15 protein-coding genes are annotated in these 19,807 nt (G+C 57.3%); 2 read left to right on the top strand and 13 right to left on the bottom strand.

The genetic code is table 11. The features are described from left to right. Nucleotides 1-28: 28 nt before the first annotated feature. The 4 genes from EOC94_RS04000 to EOC94_RS03985 all read right to left on the bottom strand — a co-directional run bounded on the left by EOC94_RS04000 (nt 29) and on the right by EOC94_RS03985 (nt 5,196). Nucleotides 29-2,269 carry a mannose-1-phosphate guanylyltransferase/mannose-6-phosphate isomerase gene (locus EOC94_RS04000; protein WP_126103185.1) on the bottom strand — a complete coding sequence of 747 codons (2,241 nt, stop codon included), beginning with the start codon at nt 2,267-2,269 and terminating at the stop codon, nt 29-31. Beyond that, complete coding sequence (locus EOC94_RS03995) at nt 2,266-3,102, bottom strand: glycosyltransferase family 1 protein (protein ID WP_185928153.1); 837 nt, start codon at nt 3,100-3,102, stop codon at nt 2,266-2,268. The genes EOC94_RS04000 and EOC94_RS03995 overlap by 4 nt, the downstream gene beginning before the upstream one ends. Nucleotides 3,103-3,437: 335 nt before the next feature. Continuing rightward, nucleotides 3,438-4,475 (bottom strand): SDR family oxidoreductase, encoded by a 1,038-nt coding sequence (locus EOC94_RS03990; RefSeq protein WP_185928152.1) that lies wholly within the window; start codon nt 4,473-4,475, stop codon nt 3,438-3,440. Further along, complete coding sequence (locus tag EOC94_RS03985) at nt 4,417-5,196, bottom strand: class I SAM-dependent methyltransferase (protein WP_245465486.1); 780 nt, start codon at nt 5,194-5,196, stop codon at nt 4,417-4,419. The genes EOC94_RS03990 and EOC94_RS03985 overlap by 59 nt, the downstream gene beginning before the upstream one ends. 578 nt (nt 5,197-5,774) lie before the next feature. On the opposite strand from EOC94_RS03985, the gene EOC94_RS03980 reads away from it, so the two are divergent. Both EOC94_RS03980 and EOC94_RS03975 read left to right on the top strand, forming a co-directional pair. Further along, entirely contained in the window at nt 5,775-7,721 is a 1,947-nt protein-coding gene (locus EOC94_RS03980) for an acyltransferase family protein (protein ID WP_127288683.1), read from the top strand. Nucleotides 7,722-8,211: 490 nt separating this feature from the next. Continuing rightward, complete coding sequence (locus EOC94_RS03975) at nt 8,212-9,015, top strand: hypothetical protein (protein WP_127288681.1); 804 nt, start codon at nt 8,212-8,214, stop codon at nt 9,013-9,015. A gap of 71 nt (nt 9,016-9,086) precedes the next feature. Here EOC94_RS03975 and EOC94_RS03970 read toward each other — a convergent pair whose 3' ends face one another. The 9 genes from EOC94_RS03970 to EOC94_RS03925 form a co-directional block, all read right to left on the bottom strand. Then, entirely contained in the window at nt 9,087-10,163 is a 1,077-nt protein-coding gene (locus tag EOC94_RS03970; protein WP_127288679.1) for a glycosyltransferase, read from the bottom strand. A gap of 20 nt (nt 10,164-10,183) precedes the next feature. Beyond that, complete coding sequence (locus tag EOC94_RS03965; RefSeq protein WP_185928151.1) at nt 10,184-10,924, bottom strand: methyltransferase domain-containing protein; 741 nt, start codon at nt 10,922-10,924, stop codon at nt 10,184-10,186. Between the two features lie 302 nt (nt 10,925-11,226). Beyond that, entirely contained in the window at nt 11,227-12,525 is a 1,299-nt protein-coding gene (locus EOC94_RS03960) for an O-antigen ligase family protein (RefSeq protein WP_127288675.1), read from the bottom strand. Between the two features lie 96 nt (nt 12,526-12,621). Continuing rightward, nucleotides 12,622-13,305, bottom strand: coding sequence for a class I SAM-dependent methyltransferase (locus tag EOC94_RS03955; protein WP_127288673.1), 684 nt, complete (start codon nt 13,303-13,305; stop codon nt 12,622-12,624). 108 nt (nt 13,306-13,413) lie between these two features. After that, on the bottom strand, nt 13,414-14,811 hold the full coding sequence (locus EOC94_RS03950; RefSeq protein WP_127288671.1) for a flippase: 1,398 nt from the start codon (nt 14,809-14,811) through the stop codon (nt 13,414-13,416). 911 nt (nt 14,812-15,722) lie between these two features. Then, the gene (locus EOC94_RS03940; protein WP_127288667.1) at nt 15,723-17,114 is read right to left on the bottom strand and encodes a glycosyltransferase; all 1,392 of its coding nucleotides are present in this window, start codon (nt 17,112-17,114) and stop codon (nt 15,723-15,725) included. Further along, nucleotides 17,104-17,823, bottom strand: coding sequence for an FkbM family methyltransferase (locus tag EOC94_RS03935; protein ID WP_185928148.1), 720 nt, complete (start codon nt 17,821-17,823; stop codon nt 17,104-17,106). Before EOC94_RS03935 ends, EOC94_RS03940 begins: the two co-directional genes overlap by 11 nt. Nucleotides 17,824-17,950: 127 nt before the next feature. Continuing rightward, on the bottom strand, nt 17,951-19,012 hold the full coding sequence (locus tag EOC94_RS03930) for a hypothetical protein (RefSeq protein WP_127288663.1): 1,062 nt from the start codon (nt 19,010-19,012) through the stop codon (nt 17,951-17,953). Nucleotides 19,013-19,015: 3 nt separating this feature from the next. Further along, entirely contained in the window at nt 19,016-19,804 is a 789-nt protein-coding gene (locus EOC94_RS03925; protein WP_127288661.1) for a glycosyltransferase family 2 protein, read from the bottom strand. Between the last annotated feature and the right edge of the window lie 3 nt (nt 19,805-19,807).

Here is a 19,807-nt window from a genome sequence, read left to right as displayed (position 1 = left end):
CCAAGCACGCGTCTCTCCGTCAATCGCTCTACCGAGATTCGCCGACCGTGCTGTCGAGATACTGGGTCAGCGCACAGACCAGATGGTAGAAGATGCTTGCCGGTACATCGCTCGCCAGCGAGCGCCCCCGCTCGTCGATGCGGTCTATCCACAGGCCGAGCGGCGCCGGATTGATGTGCCAACGGAACAGGCGACCGACACGTGCTTCGATCTCCGGCTTGAGGTCGGGACCGCCCGAACCGTCCAGTGCAATCGCTGCTTTGATTGCTTCGGCCTGCGGCCAACTGCGCGAGACAAGGTCGAGCGGCAGGCCTTGCCGCGAGACGGCGCCATAGGCGAGGCCGGTGGCGCGATTGAGGCCGTTGGCGATGGCCGAGGCATAGAGCTTTCTGGCAAAGCTGGTTAGTTCGCTCTGGCCGGTGCGCCCTGCGAAGTCGACCAGCAGCGAAGCCCATTCGAAATGGTGGCCGGGTTCCGTCCATCCGCCTTTCTCGCCCTCCGCCGGGCTCCACTCGGCGTCGAAATATTCGCCCAACGTCCAGCTTTCCGGATCGAAGAAATGGCTGCGAAACAGATCGACGATGCGCGCGGCGCGGCGAAGATAGGCGAGATCGCCGGTCGCTTGATGCCAGGCCAGGAAAGCCTCGAGCAGATGCATGTGTGGGTTGGAGCGGCGTTCGCCCGCGCCGCTCGACGTTTCGAGAAAGCCGGTCATGCGGTGATCCTCGAGATGCGCGTCGAGAAACGAAAACGTTTCTTCGCCAAGCCGCAATGCATCGGCATTGCCGACCATATGGGCATGCGCCAGCGCAAGGAGCACGCAGGAATGATCGTAGGCATCCTCTGTGGCATCGGCGACCGTGCCATCGACATTAAGCGTGCGCACCCAGCCGCCATTGTCGGTGCGGCCGTTCCTGTTCATGAATTCGATGCCGTGGCTGATCAACCTGTCGGCGGGCCCATCCCAGCCGCGCGCCTTGGCGACAGCGAAGGCGTAGACTTGCCTGGCCATGGTGCGCATGCGCTTAGGCTTCATCAGCGGTGTGGCGTCAAAGCCGAGTGCCTCGTGGAAACCGCCATGGCGCTCGTCGACACCGACCGTGGACCATAGCGGCACCGTCTCTTCAAACAGCCAGTGGTGAACGCGGCGCCGCCAAGCGCCGCTTTCGATCACGCGGTCGTCGGCGGGCGTGAACCTGGTTTCAAGCCGACCGCTCTTTTCGAGCTGCTCTACAATCTTCTTGACGTTCTGGCTGCGGCTGACCGGGGCGACGAAGGTGGCGTCGGCGGTCGAGACGATGGCAACGTCCTTCAGGCCGATGGCCGACAGCAAGCGACTGTCGCTGCGGATGTAGGAGTTCTCGCAGTCGATGGCGACGACGTCGCCGACGATGACGTTGCCCTCTTCGTCGGAGGGACCGACATCGAGCAGTGATTGCCAGGAACCGAGATCGTTCCAGCGGAAGCCGGCCGGTACCATGGCGATGTGACTGGCGCGCTCCATGATCGCGTAGTCGATCGACGTCGAGGGAATGGCGGCGTAGAGCTCCAGAGGCATATAGAGACCGGAAAGATCTGATGTCGCTGCCTGGTAGGCAATTTCGGTGGCATTCCATATCTCGGGCTCGAAAGCCGTGAAAGCGTCGCGCATGGCGCTGGCACGAAACAGGAAGATGCCAGTGTTCCAGTAGAAGTTACCGGCCGCCAGATAGCTTTGCGCGGTCGCGAGGTCCGGTTTCTCGACAAAACGCGAGACATCGCAGATGCCATCCTTCTCGCCGGCGACCTCGATATAGCCGTAGCCGGTCTCCGGCTGGCTAGGCTTGATGCCGAACACCACCAGCCGGCCCGCGCGCGCCGCACCGGCGCCGTTTTCCACGCTCTGCCAGAATTGCCGTGCGGAAGTGATCTCATGATCGGACGGCACCACCAGCACCAGGCTGTCGCCATATTCGGACAAGGTGCGCAGCGTCGCCAAGGCAACGGCGGCGGCAGTGTTGCGGCCGGTCGGCTCGAACAAGGGGCCGCCGCCGGAAAGGTCGAGGCCGGCGAGGTCGGCATGGACGCGGTCGGCGTGCCGCTCCGAGGCAATCAGGAAAATCGGCGTTTCACCATCCGGCCGCGCCGTCAACCGGCGCAACGTCTTGGCCAGCATCGAGCCATCGCCCGAAAAGTCATGGAACTGCTTGGGATTGTCCTCGCGCGACAGCGGCCACAGCCGTGAGCCAACGCCGCCGCTCATGACAAAACTGACGATCCGTTCGGTCATTGGGTGACACCTCTGACATTTTCAAACAAAGCAAGGAGCGCTGCCGCGTAGTCTCGGCGGCGCATTTGTTGCCGACCCTGCAGCACGGCGACACTATCGCGGGCTAAGCGTGGGCGCTGCCCGGCCTCCAGGAGTCGCTGCGCCAGCGCTTCTGCACTATCGGGTGCGAAGAAGAGCGATTCCGGCGCCTGCTCGCGATGCAGCGGAATGTCGGACAGCAGCATCGGCGTTCCCAGCGACTTCGCTTCCTCGACCGTGGTTGACCACCCCTCGAAGTGCGAAGGGTTCAGGAGATAGTCCGCGGCTCCGATCAGGGCGACGACATCGTCATAGGGAATCAATCCGAGGTGTCGAAAATGGCTTCCGAGCCGGTGCGTTTCCGCAAGCTCCATCATGCGCTTGAACAATGTCGGGTCGCGCGGATCGGTGGTGCGCCCCGTGAGGATTATCGGCGGCAAGGAGTCCAGCGCCCCCATTTGGCCTATATGCCTCAACGCCTCTATGACCAGCCTATGGTTCTTGTGGATCCAAAACTGGTTGGGGAGGAAGAAGAAACGCGCAGGCAGACCATGTGCCTGTCGCGCCTCATCGGCGCGCGCCAGGATGGCACCGGGATCGAGGTCGATAGCGAAACGCACGACAGCGGTCTTGTTGCGCGAGGCTGGATAGAATGTTTCGCAGTCCGCCAGCGCATCCCCACTCGATAGCATTATCGTACGATTTCCGGACGTCTGCAGGCGATAGCCGAGATCCCTGCGCCACCAGGCGCTACGCGGAAAGAGTTGCGGCAGGCGACGGTGCTGGAAGTCCGGAATCCAGGAAACGGCCGGCACTGGAAACCGGTTCCCGAACCACTGGGCGACTTCGAAGACGACATCGATGCCCCGCGCGGCGACAAGCTCCGCGAATGCGCGGTCACTTCCGCTAGCAAGTGCGATCAGCCCTCGCCTGCCGAGCCCGGCGCCCACGACCCGGTCGTCGACAATAGCGGGTGCCGCCAACATATGATCGAAGGACGCGCCAATGCTTGAATGCTGCTCAGGTGTGAGAAACAGTTTCGCCTGCACCTTGCCACGCAGCTCGGAGGCGATGACGCTCAACATGTTGCGTAGATAGGACTCGCCGCCTGACCAGGTTCCGCGGCCGATGAGAGTGAAGCCGACGGTAATCAAGGCGCGACGCGGCGCAGACGGCCGACCGGCTCGGCGAGAACGTCGGCGCGATACCAATCGACGTAGCCTGCAATGCCCTTGCTGAGCGGCACCTGCAACTGAAGCCCCTCCGGGACGCCGGACGGATCCGAGATCAGATTGACAGGGTCGCCCCGCCGGGATTCTCCAGAAAACGAGAGGCGATGGTTCCCTCCCCAGGCATCCAAAACCATGCTGGAAATTGTGCTGACGGACGCAGCTGCGCCCGCACCGCCATTATAGACGGCGAAGCGCGGCTCGCCGGCAGGCAAAATGCGATGGATCAACCGCACGACATCCGAGACATGGTGCCAATCCCTCATTTCCGTACCCGTGCCGCCAAGCACAATGTCGGTTTCGCCTGCCGCGAGCCTGCCGCAGAGATCCCAGAGCAGTTGCTTGCGCAACCCTTCGCCATAGACCGAAAAGAGGCGAGCCACCGAGACTGGCTGGCCGTATGCGGCACAATATGACCGGCCAAGCTCCTCAACCATGCGTTTGTGATAGCCATACGGAGAGTAGGGATCGGGCGCCGCGTCGACCCTGATCGACCCGGCATGCCCGCCGCCATAGACCGCAGCGGAGGATGCAAGAACGACAGGTGCATCGGGTGCGTGGCGGCGCAAGAAATCAAGGACACGAGCCGCAGAGACAACACTTTGTTCAAAGTCCTTCAGGGGATCGGCAATTGACTGGCCAACCGTTGCGCCACCCGCCAAATGATACACGGCTGATGGGCGGCCATGCGCTGCCAGAGCCGCATCCATTGTTTCCACGGCTATTCCACCGGGGAAAAATACGCCGCCGGTTGCCAACGCAAAACCCGGTGCTTCGTTTCGACCGAAGCCGATGACATGGCATCCCCTCTGAGCAAGAAAACGCGCGAGGTGCAGGCCGATGAAACCGCCGGCTCCAGTCACCCAGACAGGCTTAGCCTCTTTTGATTGCGTCAAGAAATCAGTCCTTCCCGTGCTTATGGCAAAGGAAAGAGACCAGGCGCCCGGGCCGGCGGTCAACCGACGCGGCGACCCTGGCGACGACACCAAAGGGCACAGGCGAAAGAGCCAGGCGAACAACCGGGGAGAACGGACCAAAGATTTTGGCGAGCCTCTCGCGAATCTCGGATGGTGTCATTGGGTCATAATTCACGACAGACTGGAACGAGTTCAATTCGCGGTCGATCGTCAGCCCGGCCTCCTGGATTGCAGCGCGGTAGGCCGCCAGCGTAAAGGCGTTCTCTCCACCGTAGAGGTGATGAAGCGGGTGTGCGCGCAGAAAAGGCTCGAGTTGCTGCGGCCCGGAGACAACATGGTCGCGCAACGACAGGATCGTCGCACCTTGGCGAGAGAGACGCGCCATCTCGCGGCAGAAAGCCGGAAGGTCATGGGCATGATGAAGCACCTGCCGTGCGACGACCAAATCATAGCCTGCTGCGGATAACGGTATCGCCTCACCGAACGCTTCCACCACTTCGATGGGGGTGCCTGTGCTTTCGGCAAGTGCCCGGATCGCAGCGGCGCCGACGAGTGCGCTCGGATCGGGCTCAACTGCGGTTACGGACCAACCCTCGCGCGCCAGGGCGTAGGAGAGAATGCCGTTGCCGGCGCCAAGGTCGAGAGCACGGCCGACCTTACGCGGGATCATGCTGCGAACCGCCTGGAACTCCGCGCTTTCGTGGTAACGCTGCGCGGCCACGACCGGATCGTCGAAATAGGCGGCGCGGGCGAGTTCTTTCATCGAAGGCTCGCTCATGCACCAGCGGACGGCGTCTTCCCAAGTCATGGCCGCTTCAGGCATCGAGAGAAACCATATGCTGGATCATCCGCGCTGGATTTCCGGCAACAACTGCGTAAGGCGGCACGTTCTTGATCACGACGATCTCGATCTCCCGTCAGATTTGTCAGATGCGCCCACGACGGCCACCAAGGCTGAGCTTGACGAGTGCGACCGCGCTTCGGTCATAGTCTTGCACGCTTCGCACGTCCACCGTTCCAGGTGGATAATTTGCAGCCTCGGTGAGACGGCTCTTGCCTCTGCCACCTTGCAGCAACGCGTCGATCACGCTTCAGTCAGGAGGTTGTTCGAGGCGTCCAGCTAAGCTACCGTTTCGAGACTCGTCAAGTTCAGGTCACGAGAATTCGAAACCGCGCGAATTTTCGTCCGTGCAAAACTCACTCTCTAGTCCCTTATGTAGCTGAGTTCCTCTCTCCCGGCGTCCCGTCCGCAGATGGTGATTATCGTGTCACCTGAGAGTAGCGCCCCGGCTCTGGTTCTTCTATAGACGGGATACTGCCTCGGGGACCTGAACACTCAACATGCACACCAGAGTCGGAAGCACGGATTCGCACCTCATTGGCTATCGGGCGGACGTCGACGGCCTGCGCGCGATCGCTGTCATTTCGGTGATAGCTTTCCACCTGTCGAGATCATGGTTGCCGGGAGGATATCTGGGCGTCGACATTTTTTTTGTGCTCTCGGGATATCTGATCACACTGATTTTATGGCGTGAGGCGCTCAAAGGGCAGTTCTCGATTTTACGGTTCTATGAGCGGCGTATCCGCAGAATCATGCCGGCTCTTATCCTCCTGCTGTTTTTTACCACCATGGTTGCGATCGTGTTGCTGCTGCCTGCCGACTTGATCGGATATGGAAAGAGCATGCTCGCCACCATCGGCTTCGTGGCAAATATCTATTTCTGGAGAGATACGGATTATTTTTCGAGGGCTGCTGAGGCCAAACCGCTCTTGCATGTCTGGTCATTGGGTGTCGAAGAACAGTTCTATATCATTTTTCCCTTGCTCATTGCGGTATTTGCCCGCTTTTGGCCCCGCGCGACTTTCCCCGCAATCGCACTGCTCACTCTCTTGTCCCTGGCGGCCAATTGCCTAGCTCTCAGGATAGGCGGCGCATCGCCGGCATTTTTCCTGCTGCCAACCCGGGCGTGGGAACTCGGAGCCGGGGCCATGGTTGCACTTCTGCCGACCAGCCTGATACCGCGAGGAACCGTCGCTCGCCTTCTCGGAGCAATCGGTGCGATTGCAGTCCTCATTGGCATCGTCAGCCCCCTTCAGACGTATGGCTCCGTCCCAGTCGCGCTACCCGTGGTTATCGGGGCGATGTTTTTGATCGCCGCCGGTCAGGTTCAGCAATCGCCGGTGAACCGGTTGATAGCGACCCCTCCCCTCGCCTTCGTCGGATTGATCTCCTATTCGCTCTATCTCTGGCATTGGCCCTTCATCGTCTTCTGGCAATATTATCTCGTCCGCGACCTTAACATCGGCGAGATGATGGTTGCCGTGTCGGGCATGACCGTCTGCGCTATTGTCTCATGGCGATATGTTGAGCGCCCCTTCCGCAGTAGAGCCATAGCGGTACGAACCGTGTGTCTCGCTGCTGTCGCCGGTGCCGGCGCCCTCGCGGTGACTGCGTCAGTGCTGATTTGGTCGAATGGGCTGCCCGGCCGCATGAGTGGGGAAGCCGCGGCCATCAACGCGGCTGTCGGAACCAACTATCGCTGCCCTGTCTCAAACTATATTCGCATGGGCCAGTCACGCGCCTGCGTGCTCAACCTCCCCTCTCGCAGCCCTTCTGACGCAAATGTTGTTCTGTTGGGAAATTCCCATGCGCAAATGTATGCACCTGTCTGGGAGTCAATATTTGTCGAGGGCGGGTTGCCGGGCCTCCTGGTTCCGGCGAACGGCTGTCTGCCAACCGTCTCCGTCAATATCTCACGCGCGTGTATCGATGTGGCCGCCAGCAACCTCAGGGAGCTTGGCAAGCTTTCAAACGTGAAGACCGTTATTCTTGGTTTGACGTGGGCACATGCTGAGGACGGATTGGTCGATGCAGGTGGAAACTTCTTAAGCAACCGGAATGACCAGGAGCTGGTCCGCGGGCTTGACGATCTGATCGGCCGCCTGCAGGCATTTGACAAGAAAGTCATTCTGATCGGGCCTATCGCCTTTCCCGGATGGGATCTTCCTTCCGAACTAAGCCGTGATCTCGCCTTTGGCCGACCGCTGGAAAAACTGACGTATCTGTCGGCAGAGGAATTCCAGCGGCAGTACGGGGCGGTTGTTCAACATTTCGAAGCGCGACGCGATATCGGCTTCGCGCGTCCAGACACAGTGTTGTGCGATGCAAGCCGATGCAATTATGTTCTGGACGGACGATCCATGTTCGCGGACGCCAGCCATATTGCGCAAGCGGAATTGCTCCGTTTTCGCTCCATCTTTATTGAAGCGCTGGCCACGCAACGCTAAGCTTTGCTCCATCCGATGATCGGGCTCCGAAAAAGGCCTTCACCTCGCCGGCGAACGCCCGACGAGTGACGGCAGGCGCCGAATGCGGCGCGTTGAAGAAAAGGCGCGAGCGTCGCATGGTCCCCGACGACAAGTCCCCAGCCGCCGCCGTCTGCTTACGGAGCCTTGGCGCTTGGGGCCGTGACGGCCTTCGCCGCCGGATCGACTGCCATGCCCACCAGTTAACAACAGCCGCCGCCAAGGCTTCAGCTTGACGAGGGCGACAGCGCCCGTCCACCATTCCAGGCGGATAATTTCCAGCCTCGGTGAGAAGCACTGCTCTAGCCTCTATCACCTTGCAGCAGCGCGTCGATCACGCTTCAGTCAGGAGGTTGTTCGAGACGTCCAGCTAAGCTACCGTTTCTAGACTCGTCAAGTTCAGATCACGAGAATTCGAACCGCGCGAATTTCGTCCGCGCAAAACTCACCCCGTTGGCGCCCCCGGAGCATCATGTTTTTCAAGACAGTATTCTGCGTGATATGCCTTCTAATCGGCTCATGGCCCGCGACGGCGCGGACGCGGGCTCCATTCAAGCTTTTCGAGGCTATACGGTTCAACGGCGGGCCCGATTTGCAGGCGTTCGGCTTCGAACATCTTGCGATCGCGGACCCTCATTATCTGGGATCAGATGTTCCTCACTCCGGCCAGGTGCGGCGGGCTCTGGCATTGCCAAGGAGCAACCAACATCTCGTTATCGACATTGAAAGCTGGCCTCTGGAGGGACCAGATCAAGCATCGTCCATTGCGAAATACCAGAAGACGCTTGGCGCCTTCAGAAAGGCAGACCCGAGCGTCAAGCTCGGCCTTTATGCTGTCTTGCCGATCAGGGATCATTGGAGAGCGATCGGCCATATGGGCGCCGCTGCACTGTATGACTGGAAACAGCAAAACACCAAGATCGCGTCCACTCTCGTCCCTCATGTCGATGCGCTCTACCCCTCCCTGTATACGTTTTATGGCGACAAGGACGCTTGGGTGGCCTACGCGCAAGCCAACATTGGGGAAGCGCGAAGAATCTCACAAGGAAAGCCCGTCTACTGCTTTCTGTGGCCGCAGTTTCACAAGACGCTTGCCTTTCTGCCGGGCGACCTCTGGTATGCTCAACTGGACACATGCAAGAGACTGGCTGACGGTATCGTTATATGGGGCACCATCGGCGGCAATTCGCCCTATCGGCCAGCGAAATGGGATGAAAAAGCGGAATGGTGGCAGGCTACGTTGAAATTCCTTCGGGAAGAGGGCAAGATTCGATAGCCTGAATTGTTGTTTACTTATGCAGAAGAGCGGATTGGAGCAATAACTCCAACGGAGGAAGCAACACTCCACTATACCAATTCGAGAAATCGCTCAAATTGCCGTCGTTTGCTGTACTCTTCACGAATGGCGCGGTGCCCGGCCCAACCGATCCTATCCCAGCTTCCATCGTTCAACTGCCGTTCGATTCTTTCCGACGCGTCCTGCGGCTGCTCATAGACGGCCATGGTTTCCCCATCGCGCATAGGCGCGGGGTAGATGCCGGAGTCGGAGACCAGCAGAGCTCCGGCTCCCATGGTTTCGAAACAGCGCATATTACCACGATCCGGCCCCGCCATGTCGATCGAGGCGTTGACCACGATCTTGGCCCTTCCGAGTTGGGCGTACATCGCGCGCCCGAATACGGGGGGCGCGCTGACTTTGCGGATCGTACGCGGGCGGCGTACGGCATTCAGAGGGCCGAACCATCCGAGCGGTGTCTCGGCAAGTGGCGTGTAGCGCGATAGGTCCAAATGAAAAACAACACGGCGGCGGCTGGAAAGACGTGCCACTGATTCCAATATCTGTCTTCGGCGTTGGTGATGCCGACTGTAGCCCCCGAAAAAGAGCACATCGATGTCCCTGTCCCGATTCGCGGCCACGGCATCGAGTTCCGGATCGTGAGCGGGAAAGAAGTGAGCCGTCTTGGCTCCCTGCTCTTCCCAAAGCTGCCGCATCGAAGGAAAATTGCACGTCACAAGATCATAGCCGGAAAAGTCAATCCTGCCCGGTGCCGCCCGCCAGGCAATCTTTCTTTTCACGTGCCCCGGCAAGCGGTGCACAAACGCAGCATCGTAACGGAACGGGTCGAGATTGTAGAAGATGTCCGTCCTGTGGTGCTCGATCTGGGCAAGAAGAATGTCGGCCAGGGGCGAGTCTTCGGCCATCCCGTTTTTGCGCGCCCACGCCCGCTGCAGCGATTCGTCGTCACCATTCGTAAAGAACGCCTCCGGACGTCGGTCGAGCACCGGCAACAGGATATGTGCCGCACCGTAACGGTCGTTCAGAAACGCCTCCTTCTGCTGTTCGAACTCGCCGATCCCGGCGACGAGACCAGCAAGTCGGGGCCTATAGCTCGGAGCGATCCCGGAATTTTGAAAAAGTCGCATGGCCTCGTTCTTATCGATGTCTAGTGTGACGGTCTTCTTGCGCTGATGACGAAGCCGGAACAGAAAAAGCGCCAGTCCAACGCAGCGCACATATTCTCGAACAAAGCGACGGAAATGTAGGCGGGCAGAAAGAACGCAAAATAGTCGCTGGCTCGGTAAAACGACCTGACGTCGACTTGCTCGAACCCTTGGTCGCGAAACAATTTGGCCATGCTCGAAGGAGAGCAATGGTCGAAAAAGGCGGGATAACCGGTAACTCCGACCGCTGACGGTCTGAGATACGGGATCAGCCATTTTTGCATGACCGGTCCGATGATCCGCAATGCCACCGAATACGGGTGCCACTTCGACGGAATATAGTGGTGCATCACGCCACCTGGCCTAAGCACCAAAAACATCGAACGCGCCGCAGCCTTATTGTTGGGAACATGCTCCATCAAGGTGATCGAAATGAGCATGTCAGCTTCAATACCGACCGGCTGTTCGATCGACTGGACGACAAACTGATCGTAGATACGATAGCAGTCCGGTTTCTCTTCGATGTCGAGACCAATATAGGTAAAATCAGCACTCCGCTCGAGAAGAGGCCGATCAATTCCGCCTACCTCGAGGATCGCTGACGGCCTTAGCCGCTCAACATCCTCAGCGATACGACGCTCAAGCTCCGCCTTGTAAGACGGCGCGCCGAAAATCCCGGGAAGGCGGCGTTCCAGCCATTCTGCCGCGTTCCTGTTCCAGCCAATAAACGTCCTGAGAATCACCCCACTCCTTTTTCTGCCAACCGATCGCGTTTCTGCCAATCGATCGCGACCTAACCATCGGGAACAGATCAAGACCTAGAGCGGTTCCGGTTCTCTTGAAACCGGAACCTCGCTCTAACTATTTGTTTTGTCGCATTTATGCAGACGCCAGATGATTCCATTGGCTAAAAAATGCTCTAGCGTTCCAGTTTGCCCGCGTACACCGACCTCTTCGTGATCTGGATGAATCACGAGCCTTTGGATTGTCGCGGGCCCTTTCCAGCAGCCTGCCAGGCGCCGATCGCTACCGGTACACTCGATACCTAGTAAGCCCGATTTTCCAATCTACGGCTTCTATCGAGAAACCCTTGATATCCGTACCAAAACGATATTGTCAGAGCTGAGGTAATCCAGAAGGTTGTACTCCCCCACAGGCTGCCGCTTGCCAGGCCAGCAATGGCTTCCCTGATAAATAAGACGGCAGTCAGCACTGCAGCGAGCGGGAACTTGCCAGATCGAATAATACCGACCGTCGATCTAAGTGCCAAAATTATGTGAGCCGCAAACGGCAGTGACCCAATCAGGCCCACCGATATCAGAGATTCAAGATAGATGTTATGAGGATAGAAATGGAACTGCATCTCAACGGCATAACGCCCAAACAAAGGGTCTTCCTGAAACTGCCGCCAGGCCCCGGTATACATTAGACTGCGTGCCATTGTTGATTGATCGGAATTCGCGTCGATCTGAGCAAGTCTCGTGGTGATGACATCGATTAGCTCCGTTCCTGAGCTCGCCACGATCACCACACCTACGGCAATTGCACCACAGATGGCGAATACTCGCTTTGACCCTTTGAGCAGCAGTACATAGATCAACAGGGCTCCAGCACCGGCAATGTAGGCTCCGCGAGAGCGCGCCCACACAAGAACAAGAAAAAGTAAAGGACAGAGCACCATCGTTATGATCGACAATTTTCTTGTCTTCTCTGTCAAAAGAATAAAGAATATTAAAAATAGAGATGCCGTATGCCCCATCGATATTGGGTTAATTTTATCCAGAGACATACGGTCCGTGCCGCTCGCAAATAGAAGGTCTCTGTTTAGAAAAAGCCCTACTAGAAAAATCATGCAAAGGGCATTCATTGCAAGATTCAAATTCTCATTTCTTATCGTCCTATCCATTGACGAGATAAGAAGCGCAGGGCCGACACCGTTCATCAACAAGAAGCTAAATACCCCTACAGGGCCCGGAGGAATATCCACCGAAGAAACGTAGAAATTCTCAACGAGTCTGGATATATAAAATATAAAAAATATCTTAATCGGCAAAAGCGCAGGTGTTGACGATCTAAATCTAGATGGTATTAGTATAAATGAAGTCGATATGACCAGTATAATACCCAACCTGACCAATATAGATCCGATACTCCCTTCTGGGCTAAACCTATTTACTATACCGGAAAAGGCATATGTTCCGCAGATTGCAAGAGCGAAGGCAGTCGCAGGAGAAAACAAAATGCGGTGGTCAACATAACCTTTCAAATGCGCAAATCGATGACCAATCCCGCCTTGATTGAAATTGGTGGATGCGTCGTGGCGAAAATTGGCTCTCTGAGTCATGAGACTAGTCGCACCTCACGGCAGCCGCCACCGTATCAAAACTTTTCGGACACGCACCATGTTTCGTCCAATGCGGAGACTCGAAATGGACACAACTCACACGGTGAAGTGTGCCACGCCATGGATACCGCGGGCTATGTTCCCTTTGGAAAAATGGGAAAGAAATTGGATGCCGAAGAGATCAGCCCAGAGCCGCAGTATCTCCTGCTCACCAAGCCTATGGATGTCATCGAGAAACACGGCGTAATCTTGCGCGAGGCGTGCCTCGAGGGCCGGAAGTGCGGGATAGCGCGCCAGTTCATATCCCGTCTTATAGGCAGGTGGCCCATCGACGACCACACAATCAATCGACAGATCCTGCACAGCCGCTGCGACGATCGCTTGATCGTACCAGTTCAGGCCATTTTTGCTCAACGTGCAGGGCCCCAGTGGCGCGCGAACGACTGTGGCGAATTCGGATAGATTCAACGCTGCAAGACGATTCTCAACGAAGGCTGCCCATTCTGTATCACTCTCAAAGCTGACAATCCGGCCGCCAAGCCGTGACAGGACTTGGGCAATGTAGATCGTGGAAATACCACTCCCGAATTCCACCACTGTCTTGCGAGAATTGATTTCAATTTCGTTGAGCACGACCTGCAGGGCCGAAGGAAGCAGGGACGCATCGGACCACGCCATGTACGGCAGACCCAGCCGGGATAACTCTACCGCAGCTCGCGTATTGTTGGAAGCTTGCGCAAAGTGGTTCCACTTTGTCGCTATTCTGTTAAGCACCGCCATGCGCTCATAACTCCGTTTTGCTTTGGCAATTGAATATCGCCGCTTGTGGACGCCCGCCGAGGCGGCAGCCGAAGGCCAAGGAGTCCTGCCATTGGACTGCCTGATCCGTCAGGCATGGGCGCTTCGTCTTACATAATTGAAGAAATCTTTGGGAGCGCGCCACGGCATAAAGGCGGAGCGCGACATCATTACGAAAATCGGCCGCGTTCGGCGTGGGATGGCCAAGGTGAGGTAGGTGGCCGTCGCATACGACACGAGCGTCGCAAGCGCGGCACCAATACTCCCATAGTGAGGAATGAGAAGAAAATTAAAAGCCACATTCGTAAGCGCGCCGAGGCCTTCGGTTAACATGAAGAATGTGGCGCCGCCTCCTATGATGGTCCATCTCGTGAATGCGATCCGCATGAACAAGAAGGGGGCAGACAGAACATGAACCAGCAACACCGGAACCGATGGGCCGTACTCAGTTCCGAAAAGAAACCGGATAAGCGGCCCGCCAACCAAGAACATCGTGGCGATCATTCCAAGTCCCGCGAGCCACAAGACATCGAAAACGGTCTGAAGCTGCCTGCCAAACAAATCCTGATCGGTTTTCGCTGACTCGATCAACTTGGGGAACACACTGGCGACCAACGCGGCCGGCACGAAGTAAGCTGCCTCCGACAGAGTCGCCGCCACCGCATAGGTACCAACCTCTGCCGGCCCGGCCAGCCAGCGAAGCATGATCATATCGATTTTTAGGTAGATGAGCGCAAATATGGATCCAAGGAAAAGCATCCAGCTCTCCGAGAGCAGCGCCCTTGCCATTGCCGGAGAGAACCGCCATGCCGACACAGGCGGACCTTTCTGCTGCCTGTAAAAGCGGAACGAGAGCATGGCCGCGATCAACACCTGAACCACATTTGCAGCGGCGAACGCCATCACTGCAGCCCCGATCCATACAAACCCGAGTTTTCCCAGGCCGACCAGCAACGCGGATATGCTGGAGGAAATGGCACTGTAGCGGGCCTGAACACGCGAGTGAAACCAGAGTCCGAAGAATCCTGACAGCGACGCCAAGGGTATGAACGCCGCGGCCAAAAACAACATTGCACGCTCCGTCGAATGCACATCGATAGACAGCGCGTAGACGACCAAGCCCGCGGCTCCCAGCAAATGCCCGGAGAATTTCAGGACGAACACTGTGCCGAGTACGCGCGGCACATCGTCAGGGCGGTTGACGATTTCTCGAATGACCAGCCCGTCGAGCCCAAGTTGTCCGACAACCGCAAACAGCAGTGCCGTAGAGAATGTATAGGACAGCAAACCAAATTCGCTCGGCCCGAGATAGCGCGCCACTACGGCCACCACCAAAAGTCCTATTAGACTCGCTAGCAGCCTGTCAGAAATCAACCAGAGTGAGTTTGAAATATATCTCCAATATCGTCTACCCAGACTTGAAAAAGCCCGGAACGCTATAAAGCTCTTACGCACGACAAGACCGAAGTATTGCGGCGCGTGAGTCATGCGTGATTGTAGAAGGCACAATTGCCGCCCGCCGCTTGATCAGCACCCTTCAGCCTTTGCGACACACAAAGATCCTTTCGCCTCGCCATAGGCTATACGTGACACAAGCTTCGCCGGAAGCGGTATACTCGTCCAATAGGAAACCAGCAGATAGTATACGGTCGCGAAGGTCTCGTCCGTAGTATCGCAGATGGTCGTTCTGACCAAAATGCAACTCTCGCTCCAGCGCTCCTCTAGCATGCTTGTGCTCGTAAGTTGTCTCCCATCCATCAATAACCGGCGTCATCAGGTAAAGGACACCCTTTGGCCGCAAGACACGATACATCTCAGACAAAGCGCTGCGATCGTCAACGTGTTCAAGAACGTGACTGCATATTATCGCATCGAATGAACTGTCTGGGAGATTGATCCGTTCGATATTGATCGTGTAGTCCACGTGGTGCCCACTGATATCGGCTGTGAGATATTCTGCAACAGCCGGACGAACAAATCGCGTTGTGGCCGGCTCAGGGGCGAAATGTAGAAGCCTTCCATCAGGCTCTAACGGAAAGTCCGACTGAATTGCCAAATATAGCAGCCGATGACGTTCTAGCGATCTGCAAACGGGGCATCTTGCGTCCCATCTCGGTGGGGAACCGTACGCTTTAAAATATCCTCTGAACTTGCAGATGGGACAAGTTCGCTCAAATTTCCCATTCAATGACTGCGCTATCTGCGTGATTTGGACGATGTCCATTTTGGGTAAGATACTTAGAAAGCGTGCGCTTGCCGCAAGTCTTAACCAAGTATCCGCTGCACGCGCATGCAGGCTTGCCGGCAGCATGCGTTTAGCTGCCTCCCTTAACGTATTCATTTTTCGACTCCGACAAACGATATAAACCAATGCGCGGCCGCTTCTTGCTACCCGCACGTCAAGACCGACTGTGCTGCTGATTGCTACTCAACAAGGATTCATACAGGTCAATATAGCGATGGGCGATAGCCTCTGGTGAGTATCTGTCGATCACGGCGGCGCGTGCGCTCACCCCAAAATTCCTTAATAATGGAACTGGGAGGGCGCGTGCTGTCTCAACAGCGGCCGCTACTGCGTCAGCATCACCGTGCTTTACCAACCATCCGGTCTGCCCGTGGCTGATGATCTCCTCGGCCGGCGTTTTAAGGAGCCCGATGACAGGAGTTCCGCATGCCATCGCCTCAACCGTAACCTTGCCGAATGACTCCTGAAGTGAGGGCATCACGAACACGTCGGCCGCCGAATATATCTGGTTAAGAACGACATCGTCGCGGATGAGGCCAAGACTTGTGCAGTTTTCAGGTACCGGATCGACGAGTTCTGCGACTCCATTGCCAAACAAACACCAATGAACGTTCTTGTCATCTCGGTAAACATTGAGCAGGTGACGCATGATATCTGCGCCTTTGCGCGGATCAGCCAGATTCAAGGCACCGGAGGCGATTACGAATTTGTTCGCTGGGACTCCCAATGCGCTACGCGCCTGCGCCTTGTCCATTGCGCGAAGCTGACTCATTTGCACACTGTTGGGGATTACACGTATATCACGCTCGCGCAGGACCGTACTCTGTCGGGCCTGCGCGGCGATCGTGCCGCTGATCGCGACGAATACCGATTGTGGCCCATAGTGCTCGGCCTTGAATGCAACATCGTCGGATGTGATCCTCTCGTCCCCTCCACCCAAGAGTTGGCACTGGCCACAACCACTGGCATATTTCTCGCAGGAACCAGAGAAATGACACCCGCCAGTGAACGGCCACATGTCGCGAAGCGTCCAGACCACCGGCCGCTTTTCGCGTCTAATCGCGCGCCAGAATGCCGGCCCAAGCGTCGGCGCGTGGGCCCACTGGACATGGATGACGTCAGCGCTCCGGTATTCAGGCGAATTGTGGAGGCGGAGGCCGTGGGAGATGGGATGGAAATTCGGCGGGATATCGCCGAACCGCCGCATCAAATGCCACATGTAGAGACGGTTCTTAACGCCAACAGGCAGACGTTGCAGCAAGGGAATTCTTCTGGCGAACAAGTCCTCCGGAAGGTCCCACTCAACCCTCCCTACGATGCGGGAACAAACTCCTGCTTCCAATAGGGCTTCGTGTACAGCGCGGATTCCTCGACCCGCACCGGTGTTGAGCGCACAGCCAACAATCTGAACAACATTCATGATATTCGAACGATCCGTGTGGCAGCTGTCCCACTGGTTGCTTTGATGTTGGAAAGCTCCTGATTTGGATCTAGCCACACTCTCAAGCCGGCCTGCCAAGCCAGCCTGCAAATTTTCAAGTTTCAAGCCCGGCGCTTGGACGAAAATACAGCGCGTCAACCTGGGTTAAACGCTGAGTCCGTGGGTTTCGATACCCTTGCCAGACATCCCACAATTCGAACCCACCGCCGGCAATGAGCTGATGCACCTCCAGAGCTGTCGCTTGACCCGCATAGAGTTCGACCAGCGACAGTTCCGACAGGACGCCTCGCAATTGCGGCAGAACGGTGGGGGCACCTGCAAGAACAGCCGCTTCAGCGCCCTGCACGTCAATTTTCAGGAACGCTCGCTTGCCAGCGATCATACTCGCGAAGGCATCGAGCCGCTCTGTCTTGACCTCGATCCGTTTGGCGACGGCCACCCGAGGAGTATGTTCCACGAACGACTCGCGCGGCTCGTGCAACGAACTGCTCGTCGCTGCTTCCGTAACGTGGAACGTCGCTGTCCCAGTAGTGTCGCTCAGCGCAACAGCCGGTCCCACCATCCAACGCCCGTCAAACGCCTTGGCAGTGCGCACGAGTTCGGAATGCGCATCTGGCAGTGGTTCGAACGAAATCATCGAGCCTTGGAATCCCGCCGCAAACAGCATCGTGCCGAACTGGCCCTTGTTGGCACCGACATCGATCACGAGGTCGACTTCATGCATGTCAAGAAAATGGACCAAACGCAAATCATCGCGGGAATTGATGCCATTTAGACGGACTTCTAACCCCAACCGCCGACCTACGTCGCGCAATGATGCCTTCGTCTTGTGACCTAAGGATTGTAGCATGTGATCAGCCTTATCTCGATTCCTCAGAACCTACCGTAGCAGGCACCCAAAAACGGCTGCCAGCGGTATTTGAGGAATATGTGCCTGCGGGTCAAAGGGCCGCTCGGATCTTCTGAATAAAATCGGACCGCCAGCCGCCGACGATTTCGCCCAGCCGCTCCGCTTTGTCGGACCGGCTGTCCAAGACCTTGTCGGATCGATTGGCTGCGGCCGTTGCTATATTGGCGGCAGCGTCACGGGTGTCGCCGTAAATTAGACAGACCGGCGCAACTGCACCTTCTTGTGCGTATTTCTCAAGGTACGAGCCTTTGCGGATGATCGGACGTGCACCCAGTTGTACGCTTCGTCCGAATATGCCGGAGGCTTGGTCGTAGTCGGGCTCGTAGCAGCACCAGGCGAAATCGCAGGTTTTGTAAAGACTCAGAAGTTCGTCGTCGGACACGAAACGGTCGACCACCATTCCGCCAGTAGAAATCAGCCGAGCACAATCCCGGCCAGAGGCCGGATCGACGCGGCCGGCAGCCACCACAAAAACATCTTTCGCGAGATCTGGATGGTCGGAGAGGATGTTGACTAAGAATTCGAAGCCCTTCGACTTTCTCACGCTGCCCAGGAAGCACAAAATGGCGCGTCCACCGGCCGCGGCCAACACGTCGCGTGACAGTTGAGACGTTTCGATGGACATCGCGCGGTCATGCATGTCCCACATCTGAGGGTCGTGTACCCATCCGTACGCGACCTGGGCAAATCGACGATCAAATGTGAACGGCAAAATCGTAAAGAGCGACAGGCGAGGCAAATATCGCAAGCACCGGAAAGCCCATCTCTTGAGGCGATAAACGAGCCTTCCCTTTTCGAAGCATTGGGACGGCCTGAGAAAAAGCCCAACCGTGCGCCGTCCGATCAGCGATCTTGTCAACGCGACTGCTATAAAACCAGCGTAGTCATCATCTATGGTGGCAAACAGAAGGTGGCGGGCCCGAACGAGGTCAAGCCACAATCGAGGTCCAATGCGTCCCATTACCGGCTCAAGGTCAAACAGGCTGGCAAAGAGACCCTGGTAGAATTGGCGGTGGCCATCGGGCGCAAACACGTGAACGCGATTGCGCCTCACCCCTGCGCCGGCCTTCGAGGCATGAGTTGCCGAAACCACTGTTCAGCTTGCTCCATGCCGGCTTTGCTTGGCAGTGCTGGCACCATTGACGCCGAAGAACTGCCCAATCTTTCGCGCCGGCTTCGCAACAAGCGCGTAGTCGACAGGGCCTGATCCGAGCCAACGGCGGCGAGAGCGCAGCGCTTCCAGATTGTGCCCGATGTGGGAACGGAAGCTCCTTGTGCTTGCGCCTCCCACCATCATGTCGACAAGGACCTGATCCAGTGTCGCGACCCTAAAGCCATGAAGCTCGACGGCCCGCAGCATCCAGTCGTAGTCTGATGAGACTTTGAGCGCCAGATCGAACGACCCGACCTTTTCGGCAACGGCACGCCGAACATAGAAGGTCGGGTGAGCAGGCATCCAGCCCGAACGGAACCCATTGCGAGGTCTTGGTTCAGCTCGCCAGCGACGAACCACCCGCTTGCTGTCGTGGTTTTCCACGAAATCGAGATGGCCGTGGACAATATCGGCGTCAGCAAGCGCCACGCTGATCTTGCCAAGCACGGACCGGTCGTGAAACGCGTCGTCCGCATTGAGAGCCCCGATTGCTTCGCCGCTGCAAAGTGCAAGGCCCTTGTTCAGAGCGTCGTACATGCCTCGGTCCGGCTCGCTGACGATCTCCAGTTGTTTGTCCCCATAGGAACGAACGATCGAGAGCGTTTCGTCGGTCGAGGCTCCATCGACGACGACCAGTTCCTTGTCCTCATGATCTTGGGCAAAAAAACTGTCAAGCGTATGCCTGATCGTTGCTGCGGAATTCCGGCAGACCGTCAGAACCGAGATTTTCATGTC

The sequence above is a fragment of the Mesorhizobium sp. M6A.T.Ce.TU.016.01.1.1 genome, from assembly GCF_003997065.1.
Lineage (GTDB): Bacteria > Pseudomonadota > Alphaproteobacteria > Rhizobiales > Rhizobiaceae > Mesorhizobium > Mesorhizobium mediterraneum.
Note: the sequence above shows the minus strand (reverse complement) of the source record. Positions and strands in the feature narration are given on the sequence as shown.

Excerpts from the sequence above, each read along its gene's own strand:
- EOC94_RS04000 (WP_126103185.1), bottom strand. The coding sequence starts at position 2,269 with ATGACCGAACGGATCGTCAGTTTTGTCATGAGCGGCGGCGTTGGCTCA.
- EOC94_RS03980 (WP_127288683.1), top strand. The coding sequence starts at position 5,775 with ATGCACACCAGAGTCGGAAGCACGGATTCGCACCTCATTGGCTATCGG.
- EOC94_RS03985 (WP_245465486.1), bottom strand. The coding sequence starts at position 5,196 with ATGAAAGAACTCGCCCGCGCCGCCTATTTCGACGATCCGGTCGTGGCC.
- EOC94_RS03955 (WP_127288673.1), bottom strand. The coding sequence starts at position 13,305 with ATGGCGGTGCTTAACAGAATAGCGACAAAGTGGAACCACTTTGCGCAA.
- EOC94_RS03975 (WP_127288681.1), top strand. The coding sequence starts at position 8,212 with ATGTTTTTCAAGACAGTATTCTGCGTGATATGCCTTCTAATCGGCTCA.
- EOC94_RS03960 (WP_127288675.1), bottom strand. The coding sequence starts at position 12,525 with ATGACTCAGAGAGCCAATTTTCGCCACGACGCATCCACCAATTTCAAT.
- EOC94_RS03970 (WP_127288679.1), bottom strand. The coding sequence starts at position 10,163 with ATGCGACTTTTTCAAAATTCCGGGATCGCTCCGAGCTATAGGCCCCGA.
- EOC94_RS03925 (WP_127288661.1), bottom strand. The coding sequence starts at position 19,804 with ATGAAAATCTCGGTTCTGACGGTCTGCCGGAATTCCGCAGCAACGATC.
- EOC94_RS03950 (WP_127288671.1), bottom strand. The coding sequence starts at position 14,811 with ATGACTCACGCGCCGCAATACTTCGGTCTTGTCGTGCGTAAGAGCTTT.